The sequence below is a fragment of the Bradyrhizobium sp. Crot121 genome, assembly GCF_059512385.1.
Window position 1 is genome coordinate 197,751 of the sequence record NZ_JCAMOR010000004.1, and the last position, 18,079, is coordinate 215,829.

General features: G+C 62.5%; 18 protein-coding genes and 1 tRNA gene. 10 read left to right on the top strand and 9 right to left on the bottom strand.

Annotation, left to right across the window (positions count from 1 at the left end; all coding sequences use genetic code 11):
* Window positions 1-124: 124 nt before the first annotated feature.
* The 3 genes from AC5ZGW_RS06975 (at window position 125) to AC5ZGW_RS06985 (ending at window position 3,134) form a co-directional block, all read left to right on the top strand.
* Window positions 125-211: transfer RNA gene (locus AC5ZGW_RS06975), tRNA-Leu, on the top strand.
* Window positions 212-429: 218 nt separating this feature from the next.
* Window positions 430-1,410 carry a formylglycine-generating enzyme family protein gene (locus tag AC5ZGW_RS06980; protein WP_245475020.1) on the top strand — a complete coding sequence of 327 codons (981 nt, stop codon included), beginning with the start codon at window positions 430-432 and terminating at the stop codon, window positions 1,408-1,410.
* Window positions 1,407-3,134, top strand: coding sequence for an arylsulfatase (locus AC5ZGW_RS06985; protein WP_130229235.1), 1,728 nt, complete (start codon window positions 1,407-1,409; stop codon window positions 3,132-3,134). The genes AC5ZGW_RS06980 and AC5ZGW_RS06985 overlap by 4 nt, the downstream gene beginning before the upstream one ends.
* A gap of 77 nt (window positions 3,135-3,211) precedes the next feature.
* On the opposite strand, the gene AC5ZGW_RS06990 is transcribed toward AC5ZGW_RS06985, so the two are convergent.
* The 3 genes from AC5ZGW_RS06990 to AC5ZGW_RS07000 form a co-directional block, all read right to left on the bottom strand.
* Window positions 3,212-3,973, bottom strand: coding sequence for a glycosyltransferase family 2 protein (locus AC5ZGW_RS06990; RefSeq protein WP_130229234.1), 762 nt, complete (start codon window positions 3,971-3,973; stop codon window positions 3,212-3,214).
* A gap of 3 nt (window positions 3,974-3,976) precedes the next feature.
* Window positions 3,977-4,816: an FkbM family methyltransferase gene (locus AC5ZGW_RS06995; protein WP_165435502.1), complete on the bottom strand. Its 840-nt coding sequence runs from the start codon at window positions 4,814-4,816 to the stop codon at window positions 3,977-3,979.
* 118 nt (window positions 4,817-4,934) lie between these two features.
* On the bottom strand, window positions 4,935-5,564 hold the full coding sequence (locus AC5ZGW_RS07000; RefSeq protein WP_130229232.1) for a class I SAM-dependent methyltransferase: 630 nt from the start codon (window positions 5,562-5,564) through the stop codon (window positions 4,935-4,937).
* Window positions 5,565-5,884: 320 nt separating this feature from the next.
* On the opposite strand from AC5ZGW_RS07000, the gene AC5ZGW_RS07005 reads away from it, so the two are divergent.
* The 7 genes from AC5ZGW_RS07005 (at window position 5,885) to ptsN (ending at window position 12,467) form a co-directional block, all read left to right on the top strand.
* Window positions 5,885-6,499, top strand: a complete 615-nt coding sequence (locus tag AC5ZGW_RS07005) for a ribonuclease D (protein ID WP_028164840.1) — start codon at window positions 5,885-5,887, stop codon at window positions 6,497-6,499.
* A gap of 163 nt (window positions 6,500-6,662) precedes the next feature.
* A complete protein-coding gene (gene lptC / locus AC5ZGW_RS07010) occupies window positions 6,663-7,406 on the top strand; it encodes an LPS export ABC transporter periplasmic protein LptC (protein WP_028164841.1) in 744 nt (247 codons plus the stop codon).
* Window positions 7,403-8,101, top strand: a complete 699-nt coding sequence (locus tag AC5ZGW_RS07015; RefSeq protein ID WP_130229231.1) for an LptA/OstA family protein — start codon at window positions 7,403-7,405, stop codon at window positions 8,099-8,101. The genes lptC and AC5ZGW_RS07015 overlap by 4 nt, the downstream gene beginning before the upstream one ends.
* Before the next feature lie 253 nt (window positions 8,102-8,354).
* On the top strand, window positions 8,355-9,362 hold the full coding sequence (lptB, locus tag AC5ZGW_RS07020) for an LPS export ABC transporter ATP-binding protein (protein WP_130229230.1): 1,008 nt from the start codon (window positions 8,355-8,357) through the stop codon (window positions 9,360-9,362).
* 94 nt (window positions 9,363-9,456) lie between these two features.
* Window positions 9,457-11,094 carry an RNA polymerase factor sigma-54 gene (gene rpoN / locus AC5ZGW_RS07025; RefSeq protein ID WP_028164844.1) on the top strand — a complete coding sequence of 546 codons (1,638 nt, stop codon included), beginning with the start codon at window positions 9,457-9,459 and terminating at the stop codon, window positions 11,092-11,094.
* 77 nt (window positions 11,095-11,171) lie between these two features.
* Entirely contained in the window at window positions 11,172-11,774 is a 603-nt protein-coding gene (hpf, locus tag AC5ZGW_RS07030; protein WP_130229229.1) for a ribosome hibernation-promoting factor, HPF/YfiA family, read from the top strand.
* A 231-nt stretch (window positions 11,775-12,005) separates the two neighbouring features.
* Window positions 12,006-12,467: a PTS IIA-like nitrogen regulatory protein PtsN gene (gene ptsN / locus AC5ZGW_RS07035; protein ID WP_027581007.1), complete on the top strand. Its 462-nt coding sequence runs from the start codon at window positions 12,006-12,008 to the stop codon at window positions 12,465-12,467.
* Window positions 12,468-12,582: 115 nt separating this feature from the next.
* Here the strand turns inward: ptsN and AC5ZGW_RS07040 are convergent, their stop codons facing one another.
* From AC5ZGW_RS07040 to ugpB, 6 genes are all read right to left on the bottom strand, one after another.
* Entirely contained in the window at window positions 12,583-12,849 is a 267-nt protein-coding gene (locus AC5ZGW_RS07040; RefSeq protein WP_028164846.1) for a BQ00720 family protein, read from the bottom strand.
* A 49-nt stretch (window positions 12,850-12,898) separates the two neighbouring features.
* On the bottom strand, window positions 12,899-13,324 hold the full coding sequence (locus AC5ZGW_RS07045) for an Hsp20 family protein (protein WP_130229228.1): 426 nt from the start codon (window positions 13,322-13,324) through the stop codon (window positions 12,899-12,901).
* Between the two features lie 287 nt (window positions 13,325-13,611).
* Window positions 13,612-14,700, bottom strand: a complete 1,089-nt coding sequence (locus AC5ZGW_RS07050) for a sn-glycerol-3-phosphate import ATP-binding protein UgpC (RefSeq protein WP_463327378.1) — start codon at window positions 14,698-14,700, stop codon at window positions 13,612-13,614.
* Window positions 14,701-14,703: 3 nt separating this feature from the next.
* Window positions 14,704-15,552, bottom strand: a complete 849-nt coding sequence (gene ugpE, locus AC5ZGW_RS07055; protein WP_130226713.1) for a sn-glycerol-3-phosphate ABC transporter permease UgpE — start codon at window positions 15,550-15,552, stop codon at window positions 14,704-14,706.
* Window positions 15,552-16,433: a sn-glycerol-3-phosphate ABC transporter permease UgpA gene (ugpA, locus tag AC5ZGW_RS07060; RefSeq protein ID WP_130226712.1), complete on the bottom strand. Its 882-nt coding sequence runs from the start codon at window positions 16,431-16,433 to the stop codon at window positions 15,552-15,554. The genes ugpE and ugpA overlap by 1 nt, the downstream gene beginning before the upstream one ends.
* Before the next feature lie 68 nt (window positions 16,434-16,501).
* Window positions 16,502-17,821 (bottom strand): sn-glycerol-3-phosphate ABC transporter substrate-binding protein UgpB, encoded by a 1,320-nt coding sequence (ugpB, locus tag AC5ZGW_RS07065; protein WP_130226711.1) that lies wholly within the window; start codon window positions 17,819-17,821, stop codon window positions 16,502-16,504.
* Window positions 17,822-18,079: the final 258 nt, after the last annotated feature.

Consider the following 18,079-nt stretch of genomic DNA (forward strand, 5'->3'; position numbering starts at 1 on the left):
CGATTTTGGAGCCTGTTGGGCCGGATGTCGCGATACGCCATCGCGGTCACCCTGTACAGACTATTTGAGTTTCCAATCGTCTATTTGACAAGCGCGCGACCGATCCTTACTAACCCCGCCACGTGCCCAGGTGGTGGAATTGGTAGACGCGCTGGCTTCAGGTGCCAGTGGCCTCACGGCCGTGAAGGTTCGAGTCCTTTCCTGGGCACCACCGTTCTTTGCAAGGGGTTGAATCGCTGATTTCGAGCCGCTGATTCCTGACCGGGCTCGGCCGAGCTACGGTCCTGACTGCTCAACGCTCGTAGGTCAGGAGCAGTGACATTTTTCCGGCTCGCCACCTGTGGTAGATTTTCGCCACGTCCTTGACCGCTTTGACTGAATTTCGGGGACGTGCCGGCGGTAGTCGCTGATCCGTGTCGGGAAGTGCGCATGTTGGAGCCGGGCATCGAAGGCACGCGAGGGCCGACCGATCTCGCCGCCGGTGACATGGTTTGGATTCCCGGCGCCACTTTCCGGATGGGGTCCGACAATCATTACCCCGAAGAGGCGCCCAGCCATCGGGTAAGCGTGGACGGCTTCTGGATCGACCGCGCGCCGGTGACCAACCGCGCGTTCAAGGCGTTCGTCAACGCGACCGGCTATGTCACCACGGCGGAGATTCCGCCGAACCCGAAAGACTATCCCGGCGCCCTGCCGAAGATGATCTATGCCGGCTCGCTGGTGTTCTCGCCGCCGCGTCGCGTGCACGATCTGCGCGACTGGAGCCAGTGGTGGACGTTCATGAAGGGCGCCAACTGGCGGCGCCCGTACGGACCCGGAAGCAACATCAAGGACCTCGACGACCATCCGGTGGTGCACGTTTCGTATGCCGACGCGCTCGCTTACGCCAAATGGATAGATAAGCAGCTTCCCACCGAAGCCGAATGGGAGCTTGCCGCGCGCGGCGGTCTGGATGGTGAGGAATACGCCTGGGGCAACACGCTGACGCCTGACGGCAGGCACATGGCCAACACCTGGCAAGGCGACTTCCCGATCCAGAACATCTGCGAAGACGGCTTTCCGCGTACCTCGCCCGTCACGGCATTTCCGCCGAACGGCTACGGCGTCTACGACATGATCGGCAATGTCTGGGAATGGACCGCCGACTGGTGGTCGGCCCGTCACGAAGCTGACAGCGCCAAACCTTGCTGCATTCCGCAGAATCCGCGTGGCGGCCCCGAGCGCGCGAGCTTTGATCCAGGTCAACCAAACATCCGCATCCCCCGCAAAGTCTTGAAGGGCGGCTCGCATCTGTGCGCGCCGAACTATTGCCGCCGGTATCGGCCCGCCGCCCGGCATGCCGAACCGGTCGACACGTCGACGAGCCATGTCGGTTTCAGGTGCGTAGTCAGAAATGGGAGTGAACGATGAATTCGGAGAGGAAACAGTCGTTTCTCGATCGCCGCAACTTGCTTTTGAGCGGGACGGCCCTGGTCGCCGCAACGCTGACCTCTGAGGCGCTCGGCCAGGACCAGAAGTCCGCCGCGCCGGCTCCCGCCGCATCGCCACTGCCCGGCGACCGCAAGCCGAACATTCTCGTCATCTTCGGCGACGATATCGGCATCGCGAATATCAGCGCCTATTCCGGCGGTCTCATGGGCTATGAGACGCCCAATATCGACCGGATCGCCCGCGAGGGGATCAGATTCCTGCATTACTATGGCGAGCAGTCCTGCACGGCAGGTCGAGCGGCCTTCCTGACCGGGCAGCATGGAATCCGGACCGGACTGACGAAGGTGGGCTTCCCCGGGGCGCCGATGGGAATGAGCCAGCGTGATCCTTCAGTCGGCGGCCTGCTCAAGCAGCTCGGTTACGCGACCGGGCAATTCGGCAAGAATCACGTCGGCGATCGCAACGAAACCTTGCCGACCGTGAATGGCTTCGACGAGTTCTTCGGCAATCTCTACCACCTCAACGCCGAGGAAGAGCCCGAGCTACCCGATTATCCGAAGGATCCCGCCTACCGCGCCAAATTCGGACCGCGCGGTGTGTTGAGGTGCAAGGCAACCGACCGCGACGATCCGACGGTCGATCCGCGCTTCGGACGGATCGGCAAGCAGACGATCGAGGATACCGGCGCGCTCACCAAGAAGCGCATGGAGACCATCGACGACGAGACCTCGGCGGCGGCGATCGATTTCATGAAGCGCCAGAAATCAGCAGGGCGGCCCTTCTTCTGCTGGTTCAATTCCACACGCATGCACTTGCGAACGCATGTGCGCGACGGCCATCGCGGGCGCTACACGCACGGCGACAGCGAGTATGTCGACGGCATGATCGAGCACGATGACACGATCGGGGCCCTGCTCCGCGCGCTCGACGACATGGGCATCGCGAACAACACCATCGTCGTCTACACCAGCGACAACGGACCTCACATGAACACCTGGCCGGATGGCGCCATGACCTGGTTTCGTTCGGAAAAGAACACCAATTGGGAAGGCGCGTTCCGCGTGCCCTGCCTGGTTCGCTGGCCCGGCGTGATCAAGGGTGGAACGGTCACCAATGAGCTCATGAGCCACAACGACTGGATACCGACGCTGTGCGCGATCGCCGGAGAAGGCGATATCGTCAACAAGCTGCGCGCCGGCTACACCGCCAACGGCATCGACTACAAGGTGCATCTCGACGGCTACGATCAGTCGCAATTTCTCCGCAACGTGAGCGGCACTGCGGCAAACAACAACGGCGTCAAGAGCGCCCGCGACAAGTTCTTCTACGCCGACGATGATGGTCTGCTCGTCGCCTTTCGAAAGGGCGACTACAAATACGTCTATGCCGAGCAACGCGCTCCGGGGCAGCTGCAGGTCTGGGCCGAGCCTTTCACGAGATTGCGCCTGCAGAAGATCTACAACCTGTTCCAGGATCCGTTCGAGCGGGCGGACATCACCTCCAACACCTACTGGGACTGGAATCTCAATCAGATCGGTGGGGTCTACGGCGCAATGGACGATGTTTTCCAGTTCGTGGCCACATTCAAGGAGTTTCCGCCGCGTTCGTTTCCGCCAAGCTTCGTGCCGACAACGATCATGGACGAGGCAATCGCTGATCTGAAGGCGGCGAGGAGACGGGGGACGGTTGGCACAGGCAATTAGCGCCGCGCTCAGCCATGCCGCAAATCGTTAACGGCAAGGCCGCCGAGCATGTGAACAAGCTCTCCGGCTCGCTGCCATCAACGGTCACGCTTGGCTTGCGCTGAATATTCCGCGAGACGCCGCCATTTCGCGGAGGAATATTGCCGGTTGTACTGGGCCACGCCCCAGCCGGCGGCTCCGTCCAGGAAGCCCAGGCGCAGCACGTAGACCTTCAGGAAGGCGGCCAGACCGTGCAGAGGCGCAGCGAACGGGCCTGCGCGGCGGCCACGGGCGTTCATCTGCTCCGCCGCGGCTCGCGAATAGCGGTCGATCTTGTCCTCGGCGTCGGACCAGGATTCAATCGAATCATGCTCGATGGTGACATCGATCCGCCTGATGGGGCCGTCCACGATCAGCCCCTCGTGGACCAAATCGTCGGAAAACCGGACCTGTCCGCGCTGGAATAGGCGAACGATGTAGTCGGAAGACCAGCCTCCGAATCTCAGCGCCTTGCCGCAGAAACGCGACCGCCGCAGTGTCTGGTAGGCGGCAGGCGCATCTGGCGCGTTGATGGCGCGTTTGATCCGCTCGCCAAATTCCGGCTCGATCCATTCGTCGGCGTCGAGCGACAGGACCCAGTCGCCTTGCGCCAGCTCGAGCGCGCGACTCTTCTGCGGCCCGTATCCCGGCCAATCCGATGTCACGACGACATGCGCGCCGATCTCGCGGGCGATCTCCACCGTTCGATCGGTGCTGCCGCTGTCGACAACGATGATCTCGTCCGCATCGACCGAACGCAGACACCGCGCAATGCAGTGCTCTTCGTTCTTGGTGATGACGATGAGGGACAGCCGCGGCATGCGTCATCCCGCAGATGGCTCGGCCTGCGCGGATGCGGCCATCGGGCTACCGTTCGTCGTCAATTTGATCCAGAGGATATCGGTCTGGTCTTCGATGCGGCGCAGATCCTTGAGCTCAACGCGGACAGCCTTGGATGACGTGCCAGCAAGCTGATGCGGGACAAATCCAGCCGCAAGCAGCCGATCGACCATCCCTTCGACCGACAGATCGCCGTCGCGGCTCAATTGAGGCGAGTACTCCGTGATGACGGCATCGGCGCGCTCGAGTGCCTTGACGGCGCCGGCGAGAACCGCGGGCTCAAAGCCTTCGACATCGATCTTCATCAATAAAATTCTGTCCTGCTCCAGCCCAAGGGCGTCGAGCGCGGAATCGACGTCGGTCAGCGGGACCATGCGCGAGCCCAGGCCATAGTTCTTGATCAGCGAGTGGCGCCCGTTGTTGGACCTCTTGTAACGGTGCAGGTGCGCGTGCCCGACGGCGGCTCCAACCGCGCAAGGGTAGACGACGACCTTGTCGATGTCGTTGATCGTGAGATTGCGATCGAGCAGCCAGGCGTTGGTCGCATCCGGTTCAAACGCCACCACGGTGGTGACGGAGGCATGTTGAGCCGCATGCACCGCGTGCCAGCCGAGATTGGCGCCGACGTCTACGACGATTCCCTTCGGTCGGTTTTGCAGGTACTCGCCGATCCAGTCGGTCAATTGCGGTTCAAACCGGCCATATTTAGCGATGTGGCGGCCGATGACGTCGCGGCACTGGACGAAGAAGCGCAGCTTCGACCCTGTTGCATAGGTCTGGAACGACGTGCCTTGCGGCATCATCCAGGCGAGCAGGAGCTTCATCGATTGGAGCGGTCTGGGTATTCGGCGCATCGTCCTGATCGTATCCCGATCTCCCGGCCTCTTTGGGAGGAGATCGTCCGTACAAAGCGGGCGAGCTAAAGTCCAGACGCTGCCAAGGTCAGGCGAGGTCGGTCCTGCGGAACAGGCTGAACTGAAACGACTGCTGCGTGCCCCATGGCGTCGCATGCCTATGTTGTCGGTGGTCGGTGAGCTGGAACGCGGGAGCCAGAATCCGGCCGAGGCTTTCAGGGTCATAGCGCACCACAGGCAAGCCACTGCAGCGCTCCGGTCCGTCCAATGCAAAGGTGGCGATGATCGCGTGGCCTCCAACCTTCACCGCTTGCTTCAAGCAGTCGATATAGGCGGTACGGTCGCGCTGCTCCGTCAGGAAGTGGAACGCGGCACGATCATGCCAGATGTCGTAGGTCTTTCGCGGCTCCCACGTCGTGACGTCAGCGACGATCCAATCGACCTTTGTAGCCCGGTCCCCAAGACGGGCTCTGGCAACCTGCAGCGAAGCTTCGGATATATCGAGCACAGTCACATCCTCGAACCCATTCTCGATGAGGTTATCGATCAAACGTGAAGCACCGCCGCCGATGTCTATGATAGCGGAGGCGCGCGTCGCTCCGACCTGCATGATCAATTCGATTGAAGGAGTTGGGCTCTGTTGAAACCAGCTGACTTCGTTCTCGGACTTGCTGGTGTAGACGCTTTGCCAATGAGCCTGTCGATTCTCGCTGTGCACGGGTTTGCTCCGTTGGTCCAGCTTGCAGCCGCTGGCCCGGGTGGAGCGCAGCGCGCAACCCAGGTTACGGCATATTCACCCGGTTCCTGCCTCTTCGATCCTATCAACAAACGAAGCAAAATTCCCTAGTTTCTACAAGGACAAGCGCGGGCCGTGGCATATCCTTTGCTGGCCACCCGACTGCCCTGTTTGGTACAACGGAAAACCCCGATAAATGGTCGTTTTTGATGCATCTGAGGGCCTCCCGGCGCTCGCCTCCTCGCGCTTTGGAGGCTAGTGTCGCGCCTCGAATCGAACTTTTTTGACCGAGGCACGCTTTCATGACCATTCGCCTGCACCGCGGCGATTTGCCGGACCTGTCCCGCTACAAGGATGCCGTTGCGATCGACACCGAAACCATGGGGCTCAATCCGCATCGCGACCGGCTCTGCGTGGTGCAGATGTCGGGTGGCGACGGCACCGCCGACGTCGTGCAGGTGCCGACGGCGCCCGGCGATGCGCCGAACCTGAAGGCGCTGCTCGCCAATCCGAATATCCTGAAGATCTTCCACTTCGCGCGGTTCGACCTTGCGGCGCTCTACAATGCCTATGGGGTGATGCCGACACCGGTCTACTGCACCAAGATCGCGTCCCGCCTCAGCCGCACCTATACCGACCGTCACGGGCTGAAGGATCTGGTGCGCGAGGTGCTCAATATCGAACTGTCGAAGCAGCAACAATCGAGCGACTGGGGCGCGCCGACGCTGAGCGAGGCGCAGCTTGCCTATGCCGCGTCCGACGTGCTGCATTTGCATGCGCTGCGCGAAAAGCTCGATGCCATGCTGGCGCGAGAGGGTCGTACCGAATTGGCGAAAGCCTGTTTCGAATTCCTGCCCACCCGCGCCCGGCTCGATCTCGGCGGCTGGGAAGCCGAAGATATTTTTGCGCATTCCTGAACCTGTCCGAGGCGGGCGTGATAAGGCGTCCGTCCGCCCCGTTTCGGTCACACTCGTAACGCGAGTGTGCGGCAGTCGCGACGCGACGTCCCGGCTGCGCAATCCGGCGGTCCCGGGTAGAATGATGTAAGCCTTTGCCAGACTTCGCGCCCTTGGAGTAGCGGTGAATTCGGTCCAGACCCCAGCCTATCTAGCCGGCCTCGAGGCGCGCTTTGCCGCCGCCGAGCGCCACAGCCGGATGGTGCGGATTCTGCGCATCGCGGTGCCTGCGGCGGTGGTGCTGTCATTGCTTGCGATCGTTGGGGTGTCGGTCTTCAATCCGTTCCGCATGCTATTGCCGAAGCTGCCGGTCGACATCGGCAACCTGGTCGTCTCCGGCACCAAGATCACGATGGAATCGCCGCACCTCGCAGGCTTCTCCACCGACCAGCGCCCATACGAGCTCTGGGCCAAGGCGGCGATCCAGGACCTCACCGACCCCGATCATGTCGAGCTCCAGACCCTGCGCGCAAAGATGCTGATGGAAGACCGCACCACGGTGACCTTGGATGCGCGCACCGGCTTCTTCGACAGCAAGCAGCAGCAGCTCGACCTGCGCAAGGACATCTTCCTGCAATCGTCGACCGGCTATGAGGCCAAGCTCTCGCAAGCCTTCGTCGATATGAACAAGGGCACGGTGACGTCGGACGAGCATGTCGACGTCAAATTGCTGAACGGCACGCTGACCGCCGACAAGCTCCGGATCTACAACAACGGCGAGCTCGTGCGCTTCGAAGGCAATGTCGTGATGAATTTGATCATGGATAATCCGCCGGCCCAGGCTGAACCAGAGCCGGCGCCCGCACCTGCGCCGCCGCCACCACAGAAAACGCGCTCGGGCTCAGGCAAGTCCGCCAACACGAAATGATCTTCATGAAGCAGTTTTCTTCGCGCAGTGTTGCAACGGCGGCCTTCGTGCTCGCGATGATCGCACCGGGTTCGGTGCGCGCGCAGGGCGCAGTCTCCGGCGTGCCCAACGCCATGCAGGGCTTTACCCAGAATCGCGACCAGCCGATCCAGATCGAGGCGGCGGCGCTCGAGATGCGCGACAAGAAAAAGGAAGCGACATTCTCGGGCAATGTGAAGGTGGTACAGGGCGACACCACCATGACGTCGAAGACGCTCGTCGTGTTCTATGAATCGAGTTCGGGACAAAGCTCGCCGCCGCCGTCGAACGCCAAGGGCGCAAAATCTGCGCCGATGCAGTCGGCCCAGCCGGGGCCGGGCGGCAGCTCCTCGATCAAGCGGCTGGAGGCCAAGGGCAACGTCGTGGTCACCCAGAAAGACCAGGTCGTCACCGGGGAGACCGCGATCTTCGACACCAAGGCCAATCTCATCACCATGCTTGGCGGCGTCGTGCTGACGCAGTGCAAGAACGTGCTGCGCGGCGATCGGCTGCTGGTGGACATGACGACCGGCGTCTCGCGCGTGGAATCCGATAGCGGCAGGGTGCAGGCCCTGATCCAGCAGGGACAGGGCGGGCAAGGCGGCGGCGGGCAAGGGGGCTGCCCGCCCCCGCCCGCTAGCCCGTCTGGCGGATCGTCGTCCAGTAAGTCGAAATAAATCAATGACTTACTGAATATCTTGAGGCGGCGAGGTTGAAGCCGGCGGGGCGAGGCTGTATCTAGGCCATGATCCGGAAAAATGGGAACCGGTTTTCCGAACAGAGAGTGGACGTCCGGTGGTGGAACGCGCCAGGGGGTGGGCGAGCGATTCCGCAGGGCAGCGGCATCCATGCACATTCAAGGTTCGCGAGCGAATCGATTAGGCCGCGGGCGTAGTCCCCGGGGACACCGTGAAAGGCTGGCGAAGCGGGATGGTGGACATATTCGGCATGTTCCGAAGGCGCCCTGCGAAACGCAGTTCCGGCTTCGCGCGTTCGCGTGAGGACATCACCGCGCTCGACGATTCCTTTGGCGAGATGCTGACAAGCTCTGTCCGGGATACGCCGCCGGTGGCGCGTGCCGCCCCGATGCCCGGCCTGGAAGTGCCGCATCCGCAACCGGCGCACGAGCCGCCCAGGGAGGAGAGGTCGCGCCCGCGCGCCGCCAAGCCCGCAAAGACCAAGGCAGCCAGCGCGGCGCCGCGCCTGATCCGGCGCCCGGGCTATCTGGCTGTGCATAGCGTGGAAAAGAGTTTCGGCAGCCGCCAGGTCGTGCGCGGCGTCAGCATCTATGTCCGCCGCGGCGAGGCGGTCGGCCTGCTCGGCCCCAATGGCGCCGGCAAGACCACGGTGTTCTACATGATCACCGGGCTGATCAAGGCCGATCGCGGCGCCATCGAGCTGGATGGCCACGATGTAACGAAACTGCCGATGTATCAGCGCGCCCGCCTCGGCATCGGATATCTTCCGCAGGAAGCCTCGATCTTCCGCGGATTGTCGGTCGAGCAGAACATCCGCGCAGTGCTTGAAGTGGTCGAGCCTTCAAGGAAGAAGCGCGAGGCGGAACTCGATGCGCTGCTCGACGAGTTCAACATTACGCGGTTGCGAAAGACACCGTCGATCGCGCTATCCGGCGGCGAGCGCCGCCGCGTCGAGATCGCCCGCGCATTGGCGACGCGTCCCAATTACATGCTGCTCGACGAGCCCTTCGCCGGCATCGACCCGATCGCGGTCGGTGATATCCAGGATCTGGTCCGCCACCTGACCAATCGCGGTATCGGGGTGCTGATTACCGACCACAATGTGCGGGAAACACTCGGCCTGACCGACCGCGCCTACATCGTCTACGCCGGGGAAATCTTGACGGAAGGCAGTCCGGATGAGATCGTCAACAATCCGGATGTCCGCCGGCTTTACCTTGGCGAAGAATTCCGCCTCTAGTCCTTCTTTCCGATCCGTCAAGCCGTGTACATTGGCCTTGGACTAGGCTAAGCAAGAATCGAGCCAACTTCTTTTTTGGACCGTTCTTGCCTCCATGGCACTGACCCAGAGACTAGAGTTCCGCCAGTCGCAGTCGCTGGTAATGACGCCGCAGTTGATGCAGGCGATCAAGCTGCTGCAATTGTCCAACCTGGACCTCTCGGCCTTCGTGGAGGAGGAGCTGGAACGGAACCCGCTGCTGGAACGCAGCAGCGACGGTCCGGAACCGCCGGTGCCGGGCGAGCCTGCGATGGAGCGGCAGGAATTTTCTGATCCTGACGGTTCCAGCTATGGCGAAGCCGGTGGCGAGGCGGCGAGTTCCGCCGACGGCTTCGAGCCGGGCCAGGAAGAATGGCTGAATCGTGATCTCGGCAGCCGCGCCGAGATCGAGCAGACGCTTGATACCGGGCTCGAAAATGTCTTCTCCGAGGAGCCGGCGGAGGCTGCCGAACGTGCCGCAAAAGACGCGGCTCCGACCGCCTATACCGAATGGGGCGGCGGTGCCTCGAGCGACGAGGACTACAACCTTGAAGCCTTTGTCGCCGCCGAGCTGACGCTTGCCGACCATCTCGCCGAGCAGCTTGCGGTCGCGTTCGCCTCGCCTTCGCAGCGTATGATCGGGCAGTATCTGATCGACCTCGTCGATGAGGCCGGCTACCTGCCGCCTGACCTCGGACAGGCCGCTGAGCGGCTCGGTGCGCCGCAGCAGGAGGTCGATGCAGTGCTCTCGGTGCTGCAGAAATTCGATCCCCCCGGCGTCTGCGCGCGAAACTTGAGCGAGTGCCTGGCGATCCAGCTCCGCGAACTCGATCGCTACGACCCGGCGATGCAAGCCCTGGTCGAAAATCTCGATCTCCTCGCCAAGCGTGACATCGCATCGCTGCGGAAGCTGTGCGGCGTGGATGACGAAGACATCACCGACATGATCGGCGAGATCCGCAGGCTCGATCCGAAGCCGGGCCTGAAGTTCGGCACGTCGCGGACGCAAACCATGGTGCCGGACGTCTATGTGCGGCCGGGACCCGATGGCGGCTGGCATGTCGAGCTCAACAGCGACACCTTGCCACGCGTCCTAGTGAACCAGACCTATTATGCCGAACTGTCCAAGACGATCCGGAAGGACGGCGACAAGTCCTATTTTACGGATTGCCTGCAGAACGCGACCTGGCTGGTGCGCGCCCTCGATCAGCGGGCCCGCACCATCCTCAAGGTTGCAACCGAGATCGTGCGCCAGCAGGACGGCTTCTTCACCTACGGCGTGGCGCACCTGCGGCCGCTCAATCTGAAAGCCGTGGCGGATGCGATCCAGATGCACGAATCGACGGTGTCGCGTGTGACCGCCAACAAATATATGGCGACCAATCGCGGCACTTTCGAACTCAAGTACTTCTTCACGGCGTCGATCGCCTCCGCCGACGGCGGCGAGGCGCATTCTGCCGAAGCCGTGCGTCATCACATCAAGCAGTTGATCGACGCCGAATCGCCGTCCGCGATCCTCTCTGACGATACGATCGTGGAACGATTGCGCGCGTCGGGCATTGATATCGCCCGCCGCACCGTCGCGAAGTATCGCGAAGCGATGCGAATTCCTTCCTCGGTGCAGCGCCGCCGCGACAAACAGAGCATGCTTGGAAACGCCCTTTCAGCACCTGCTTCCTCTCCTGACCGGTCGCGCGATACCGCACCGGTGTAATTGCGTTCGCGTTAAATCGCGCTAGTCTTGGCACCCCTCCGAAGCGATCGGGGGGTTCATAGGCATAGAGGCACGCAATGACCCTTCGAATCTCGGGAAAGAGCATCTCAATCGGCGAGGCGCTTCGCGCACGCGTGAACGAGCGCACCGATGAGGTTCTGAAGAAATATTTCGACGGCAACTATTCCGGCCATATCACGCTGAGCAAGGACGGCTTCGGCTTCCGCACCGACTGTGCGCTGCACCTGGATTCCGGGATCACGCTGGAGGCGGATTCGAACGCCCCCGACGCCTATGCCAGCGCCGACGCCGCGCTCCTGATGATCGAGAAGCGCCTGCGCCGCTATAAGAGCCGGCTCAAGGACCGCTCGGCCCGCAAGGCCTACGCGGCCTCCGCCGCCCTTGCCGAGCTCAACGGCGTCCCCCTGGATGCGCCAAGCTATGTGATCGAGGCGCCGGCGGAAGGCGAAGGGGAAGTCACCGAATACAGTCCCGTGATCATCGCCGAGGCGACCACTTCGCTGAAGCGGCTGTCGGTCAGCGAGGCGGTGCTGGAATTGGACCTGACCGGCGCAGCCTGCCTGGTCTTCCAGCACGGTGGGAGCGGCCGTGTGAACATCATTTACCGCCGGGCGGACGGCAATGTGGGCTGGGTCGATCCCCCCATGGTTAATCCATGATGGTTATGCCGTTCCGCATTGACGCGCCCCGTGGCCGTCCCTATGGTCCGCCGCCTTAAGCATAGGCTCAAGGGAACTAGCCGGCGGGAGTTGGCACGGCTCATGCCTTGGAGTAGAAGCCGCCCGATCGGGATTTGGGCCAAAAAGCCGCTTCCCGATTCATCTTCTTGACGCCTGCGCCTGACAACCTATTTCGCAACTTGACGGTTCACTTCACCCTCGGAACGCCCCATGACGATTACCGATCTGGTCGCACCCGAGGCGATTCTCCCGGCGTTGAAAGTTATCAGCAAGAAGCAGGCGCTGCAGGAGCTCGCCGCGCGGGCCGCAACTCTTACGGGGCAGAACGAACGCTCGATCTTCGAGGTATTGCTGCAGCGCGAGAAGCTGGGCACCACCGCAGTCGGTTACGGCGTCGCCATTCCCCACGGTAAATTGCCGAAGCTGGAAAAGCTGTTCGGCCTGTTCGCGCGCCTGGAGCGCCCGATCGATTTCGAGGCGATGGATGGTCAGCCGGTCGACCTCATCTTCCTCCTGCTCGCCCCCGAAGGCGCCGGCGCCGATCACCTCAAGGCCCTGGCGCGCATCGCCCGCCTGTTACGCGATCAGGACGTCGCCAAGAAGCTGCGTGCCTCCCGCGACGCGCAGGCAATCTACTCGGTGCTCGCGCTGCCACCGGCAAGCGCGGCTTAGCGCTCGCACGCATTCTCCACGAGACAAAAAAATACGCGGACCATCTTCGATCGAAGACAGCCCGCGCATTTGAATTCGTATTTTGCCGCGTTCAGTCAGCCATGACATCAACGCGTCAGTGCACGCTGACGGCCTGCAGCTCGTTGCTCCAGGCGTTGGCGACCGCGGCTTCCCGGCTATCGGTCAGCATCATCGGCGTGCCGTCGGCGGCATGGAGCGCGAAGAGTTTGAGTCCCGGCGCAATCTTCGGCGCCTGGGGAAAGAGATCCGGTACATCCTCGGAACGGACCTGCTTCACATAGGCAATATGACCCTCGCCCAGATGGGCCAGCGCCTCCGGGGACACGCTATCGCGTTCTAACGTCGTACTCACTTCACTCATGGTCTCGACTCCTCTGTCGAATAAGCGGTCGAGTCCGCTCCTCGTTCCATTATTCGTGTTCGTTGATGGCGATTGTCTTAATGACCCTTTCAGGTTCCGGCCTGGCCAGATCGACCGACAACAGCCCGTTCTTCAGATCGGCGCCCAGCACCTGCATCCCCTCCGCCAGCACGAAAGTGCGCTGGAAGTGGCGCGCGGCAATGCCGCGATGGATGTATTGCCGAGCCTTGTCCTCCTGTTGGCGGCCCCGAATCACGAGCTGGTTTTCCTCAACCGTCACATCGAGTTGGTCGCGGGTAAACCCCGCCACTGCCAGCGTGATGCGCAGGCGTTCGGGCTGGCCGTTGGACCGGTCAAACCGCTCGATGTTGTATGGAGGATAGCCGTCGGCGCCTTTCACGACCCGATCGAGCGCACGCTCGATCTCGTCGAATCCCAAAAGGAACGGACTGGACAACGTTGGAACACGAGACATCCAAAGTCCTCTCGAAGCGACTTTGAGGGGCCCTTGCGGCACCCCATGCAACCGATGGGCCTCTTGCCCTCCGGTCATGAGCGAATATGGGGGCGATTCGCGGTGGGTTCAAGCACCTGTGGAATCGGGGTTAATCGGGCCAGTGCCAACCTCAAACGCCGTCATTCCGGCGCATCGCGAAGCGATGAACCCGGAATCCATTTCACCGCGAGGCTCGTGGCCCAATGGATTCCGGGTTCCCGCCGCGGGCCCCGGAATGACGGCGGAAGGGGACCTCGGCCCAAGCCTCAGCCGATCCGTTTCCGGCCATCGGCCGTGAACAGGTGCAATTTGTCGCGGGGGGCGACCGCCCGAATGCGCTCGCCGATCGCCGGGCCGGTCGCGCCGGGAACCCGGACGATGACCTCGCCGGGCGGCAGTTCGCCGGGGTTGGCGGCCACGCCCTGTTCCTCGCGCTGGCGGGTGCCGTAGACGAAGGTCTCGGCGCCGACATGCTCGATCGCCTCCACGGTGAGGCCAAGCGCGATGCCGCCGGCGACCGATTCGTTCGCGATCACGAAGTCTTCGGGCCGGATCCCGAGAATGCCGGCCTTGCCGGCACTGATATCGCCGGCGAGCTGCGACCTGAGCTCTTCGGAAGCCAGCGGCATCAGGTTCATCGGCGGCGCGCCGATGAAGGCGGCCACGAAGGTCGTTGCCGGCTTCTGGTAGATTTCGAGCGGATTGCCGATCTGCTCGACCAAGCCGCCGTTCATCACGACGAGAATATCGGCGAGCGTCATCGCCTCAAGCTGGTCATGGGTGACGTAGATCGAGGTCGTGTTCAGCCGGCGCTGCAATTTGCGGATCTCGACACGCATCGCGATGCGCAGCTTGGCATCTAAGTTCGACAGCGGCTCGTCGAACAGGAACACCTTCGGCTGCCGCACGATCGCGCGCCCCATCGCAACGCGCTGCCGCTGGCCGCCGGAGAGCTGCCGCGGTTTGCGGTCGAGCATCGCGGCAAGCTCGAGGATGCGCGCGGCTTCCTCGACGCGCGTCCTGATCTCCGCCTCCGGCATGCGGCGGTTGCGCAGGCCGTAGGCCATGTTGTTGTAGACGCTCATATGCGGATAGAGCGCGTAGTTCTGGAACACCATGGCGATGTCGCGATCGGCGGGCTCGACCCGGTTGACCACGCGGCCGCCGATGTCGATCTCGCCGCCGGTGATGGTCTCCAGTCCCGCCACCATGCGCAGCAGCGTCGACTTGCCGCAGCCGGACGGGCCGACCAGCACGCAGAACTGGCCGTCGCCGACCTCGAAATCGATGCCCTTGATCGCTTCGAAGCCGCCCGGATAGGTCTTGCGGACGCTGCGGAGGGTGACGTTAGCCATGTCTCACTTTTCCGTCTCCACCAGTCCGCGTACGAACAGCTTCTGCATCACTACGATCACGAACACCGGCGGCAGCATCGCGAGCACGGCAGTCGCCATCACCACGGGCCATTCGGTCAGCGCGTCGCTGGTGGTGATCATCTTGCGGATGCCGATCTGGATCGTCTGCATGTCGTCGCGCGTGGTGATCAACAGCGGCCAGAGATATTGATTCCAGCCGAGGATGAAGAGGATGACGAACAGCGCCGCCATGTTGGTGCGCGACAGCGGCAACAGCGTATCCCAGAAGAACCTGAGCGGCCCTGCGCCGTCGATCCGCGACGCCTCGAGCAACTCCTCGGGGACGGTCATGAAGAACTGGCGGAACAGCAGGGTCGCGGTGGCGGATGCGATCAGCGGCAGCGCGAGGCCGGCATAGCTGTCGAGCAGATGCAGGTCGGCGACGGTCTTGTAGGTCGGATAGATCCGCACCTCGACCGGCAGCATCAGCGTGATGAAGATCAGCCAGAACATCGTCATCCGGAACGGAAAGCGGAAATAGACGACGGCATAGGCCGAGATGATCGAGACCGCGATCTTGCCGAATGCGATCAAGAGCGCCATCACCAGCGAGTTGAGCAGCATGGTGCCGACCGGCTCGCGGGTCGAGCCGCTCGTGCCGACGAAAATGGTCTGGTAGTAGGTCTGAAGGAAATGTCCGCCGGGCAGGAGCGACATCTGGCCGTTGGCGATCGCGGCGTTTTCCTGGGTGGACGCAACGATGGCGAGATAGACCGGAAACGCGACGATCGCGATCCCGATCCACAGGATCGCATGCGCGACGTAGCGCTGGATGCCTTCCTGCTCGACCATCAGTAGGTCACCTTGCGCTCGACGAAGCGGAACTGCACTGCCGTGAGGCCGATGACGATGATCATGAGGATCACCGACTGCGCCGCCGAGCCGCCGAGGTTGCCGCCGAGCAGGCCGTCGACATAGACCTTGTACACCATCGTCTCGGTGGCCTTCGCCGGTCCGCCGCGCGTCATCGTGTCGATGATGCCGAACGTGTCGAAGAAGGCGTAGACGATGTTGACGACCAGGAGGAAGAAGATGGTCGGCGACAGCAGCGGGAACGTCACCGTCCAGAACCGCCGCATCGGGCGCGCGCCGTCGATCGCGGCCGCCTCAAGCACGCTTCTCGGAATGCTCTGCAGGCCAGCGAGGAAGAACAGGAAATTGTAGGAAAGCTGCTTCCAGGCGGCGGCGAGAATGATCAGGAGCGCGGCCTGATTGCCGTCGAGCAGCGGATTCCAGTCGATGCCCATGCTGCGCAATCCCCGCGCCAGGATCCCGAGCGAGGGGTGCAGCATGAACACCCAGAGCACGCCGACCACCGGCGGAGCGACCGCATAGGGCCAGATCAGGAGCGTGCGATACAGCGTTCCGCCGCGCAGCGGCTTGTCGGCCATCACAGCCAGCAGCAGCGCAAACGACAGCGACGAGAACGCGATGGCGAAGGAGAAAACGAAAGTCCTGACGATCGCCGCCCAATAATCCGGCTGGCTCAGGATGTCCTGGTAGTTCTCGAACCAGACGAAACTGGTCGAGAGCCCGAACGCATCCTGAAGCAGGAAGGATTGCACCACGGCCTGCGCGGCCGGCCAATAGAAGAAGATCAGGACGATCGCGAGCTGCGGCGCGACCAGCGCAAAAGGCAACAGCTTCGACTGGAAAACCGACTGCTTCTGCATGACACCCCAGATTCGCCGTCGTCCCGGCTCAAGGCCGGGACGACGATATCAGAATGAAGCGAGAGATCTCAGCGTACAGCGGTTTTTTCAAACTGCCGGAGCATCTGGTTGCCGCGCTCGACGGCGGCATCGAGCGCCTGCTTGGCCGTCTTCTTGCCGGCCAGCGCCTGCTCGATCTCTTCGGCCCAGAGGTCACGAAGCTGGACCATGTTGCCAAGGCGCAGGCCGCGCGAGTTCTCGGTCGGCTCCTTGTTGGTGAGCTCCTTCAGCGGGGTCTCCAGATAAGGCTGATCCTTGTAGAAGCCCTCTGCCTTCGCTTTCTCGTAGGCGGCCTTGGTGATCGGCAGATAGCCGGAGGCCTTGTGGATCTCGACCTGGCGGTCGGTATCGGAGAGGAAGGCAAGGAACTTGGCGACGCCCTTGTATTCCGCAGGCGTCTTGCCGCCCATCACCCACAGCGAGGCCCCGCCAATGATCGAATTTTGCGGCGCGCCCTTGGCGTCGGGATAGTAGGGCATCGGTGCGTTGGTCCAGTTGAACTTGGCCTGCGACTTCACATTGCCGAAGAAGGCCGACGAGGTCAGGAAGATCGGGCACTCGCCCGACGTGAAGCGGCCCTCGCCGGCGTTGGTGCGGCCGGAATAGTCGTAGGTCTTGTCCTTCTGCAGCTCGACCAGATTTTCGAGATGCTTGACCTGCAGCGGTCCGTTGAACTGCAGCACGGTGTCAAAGCCGTCGAGCCCGTTGGCCTTGCTGGCCAGCGGCACGTTGTGCCAGGCCGAGAGCTGCTCGAGATTGACCCAGGTCGCCCAGGCGTTGGAGAAGCCGCAATTGCTGTAGCCGGCGGCCTTCAATTTTTTTGCGGCGGCGAACACGTCCGGCCAGGTCTTCGGAATCTCGGCGATATCAGCCTTCTTCAGGGCGTCGAGATTGACCCACATCACCGTCGAGGACGAGTTGAAGGGGAAGGACAGCATCTCGCCTTTCGAGGTCGAGTAGTAGCCGGTGATCGCAGGCAGGTAGCTGCTCGTATCGAATTTCTCGCCGGCCTCCTGCATCAGCTTATAGACCGGCTTGATCGCGCCGGTGGCCGCCATCATGGTGGCGGTGCCGACCTCGAAGACCTGCATGATGTGGGGCGCGTTGCCGGCGCGGAACGCGGCAATGCCGGCATTCATTGTATCAGCATAGCCGCCCTTGTAGGTCGGAACGACCTTGTACTCGCTTTGCGATGCATTGAAGTCATTGGCGAGCTTGACCACGACGTCGTTGTTGCCGCCGGTCATGGCGTGCCACCACTGGATCTCGGTCACCGCAAATGCCGGCGAAGCGCCGAATGCCAGTGCGACCGCGATTGCCGCTGCAGCGCCGAACTGTCGAAAAGCCATCAAAACCCCTCCCATTGAGCCGCCATCTCCGCCGGTTGCGCTAACAGCGCGGAATGACGTGCAAATGACCTATAAGCGAAGATCAGGGTACCGGGGAAGCCGGCGAAAGGTAGAAACCACTAACAGCGCCGATGACGGCGCCCCGAACGTCGGGGGCCGGCGCTGGCTTTAGCCGTCATTCCTGGGCACGCCAACGGGTCCGCGCAAGGCGCGGCCCGATGACAGGCTCTGCGTGAGCTATGATGTGCAATTGCACAT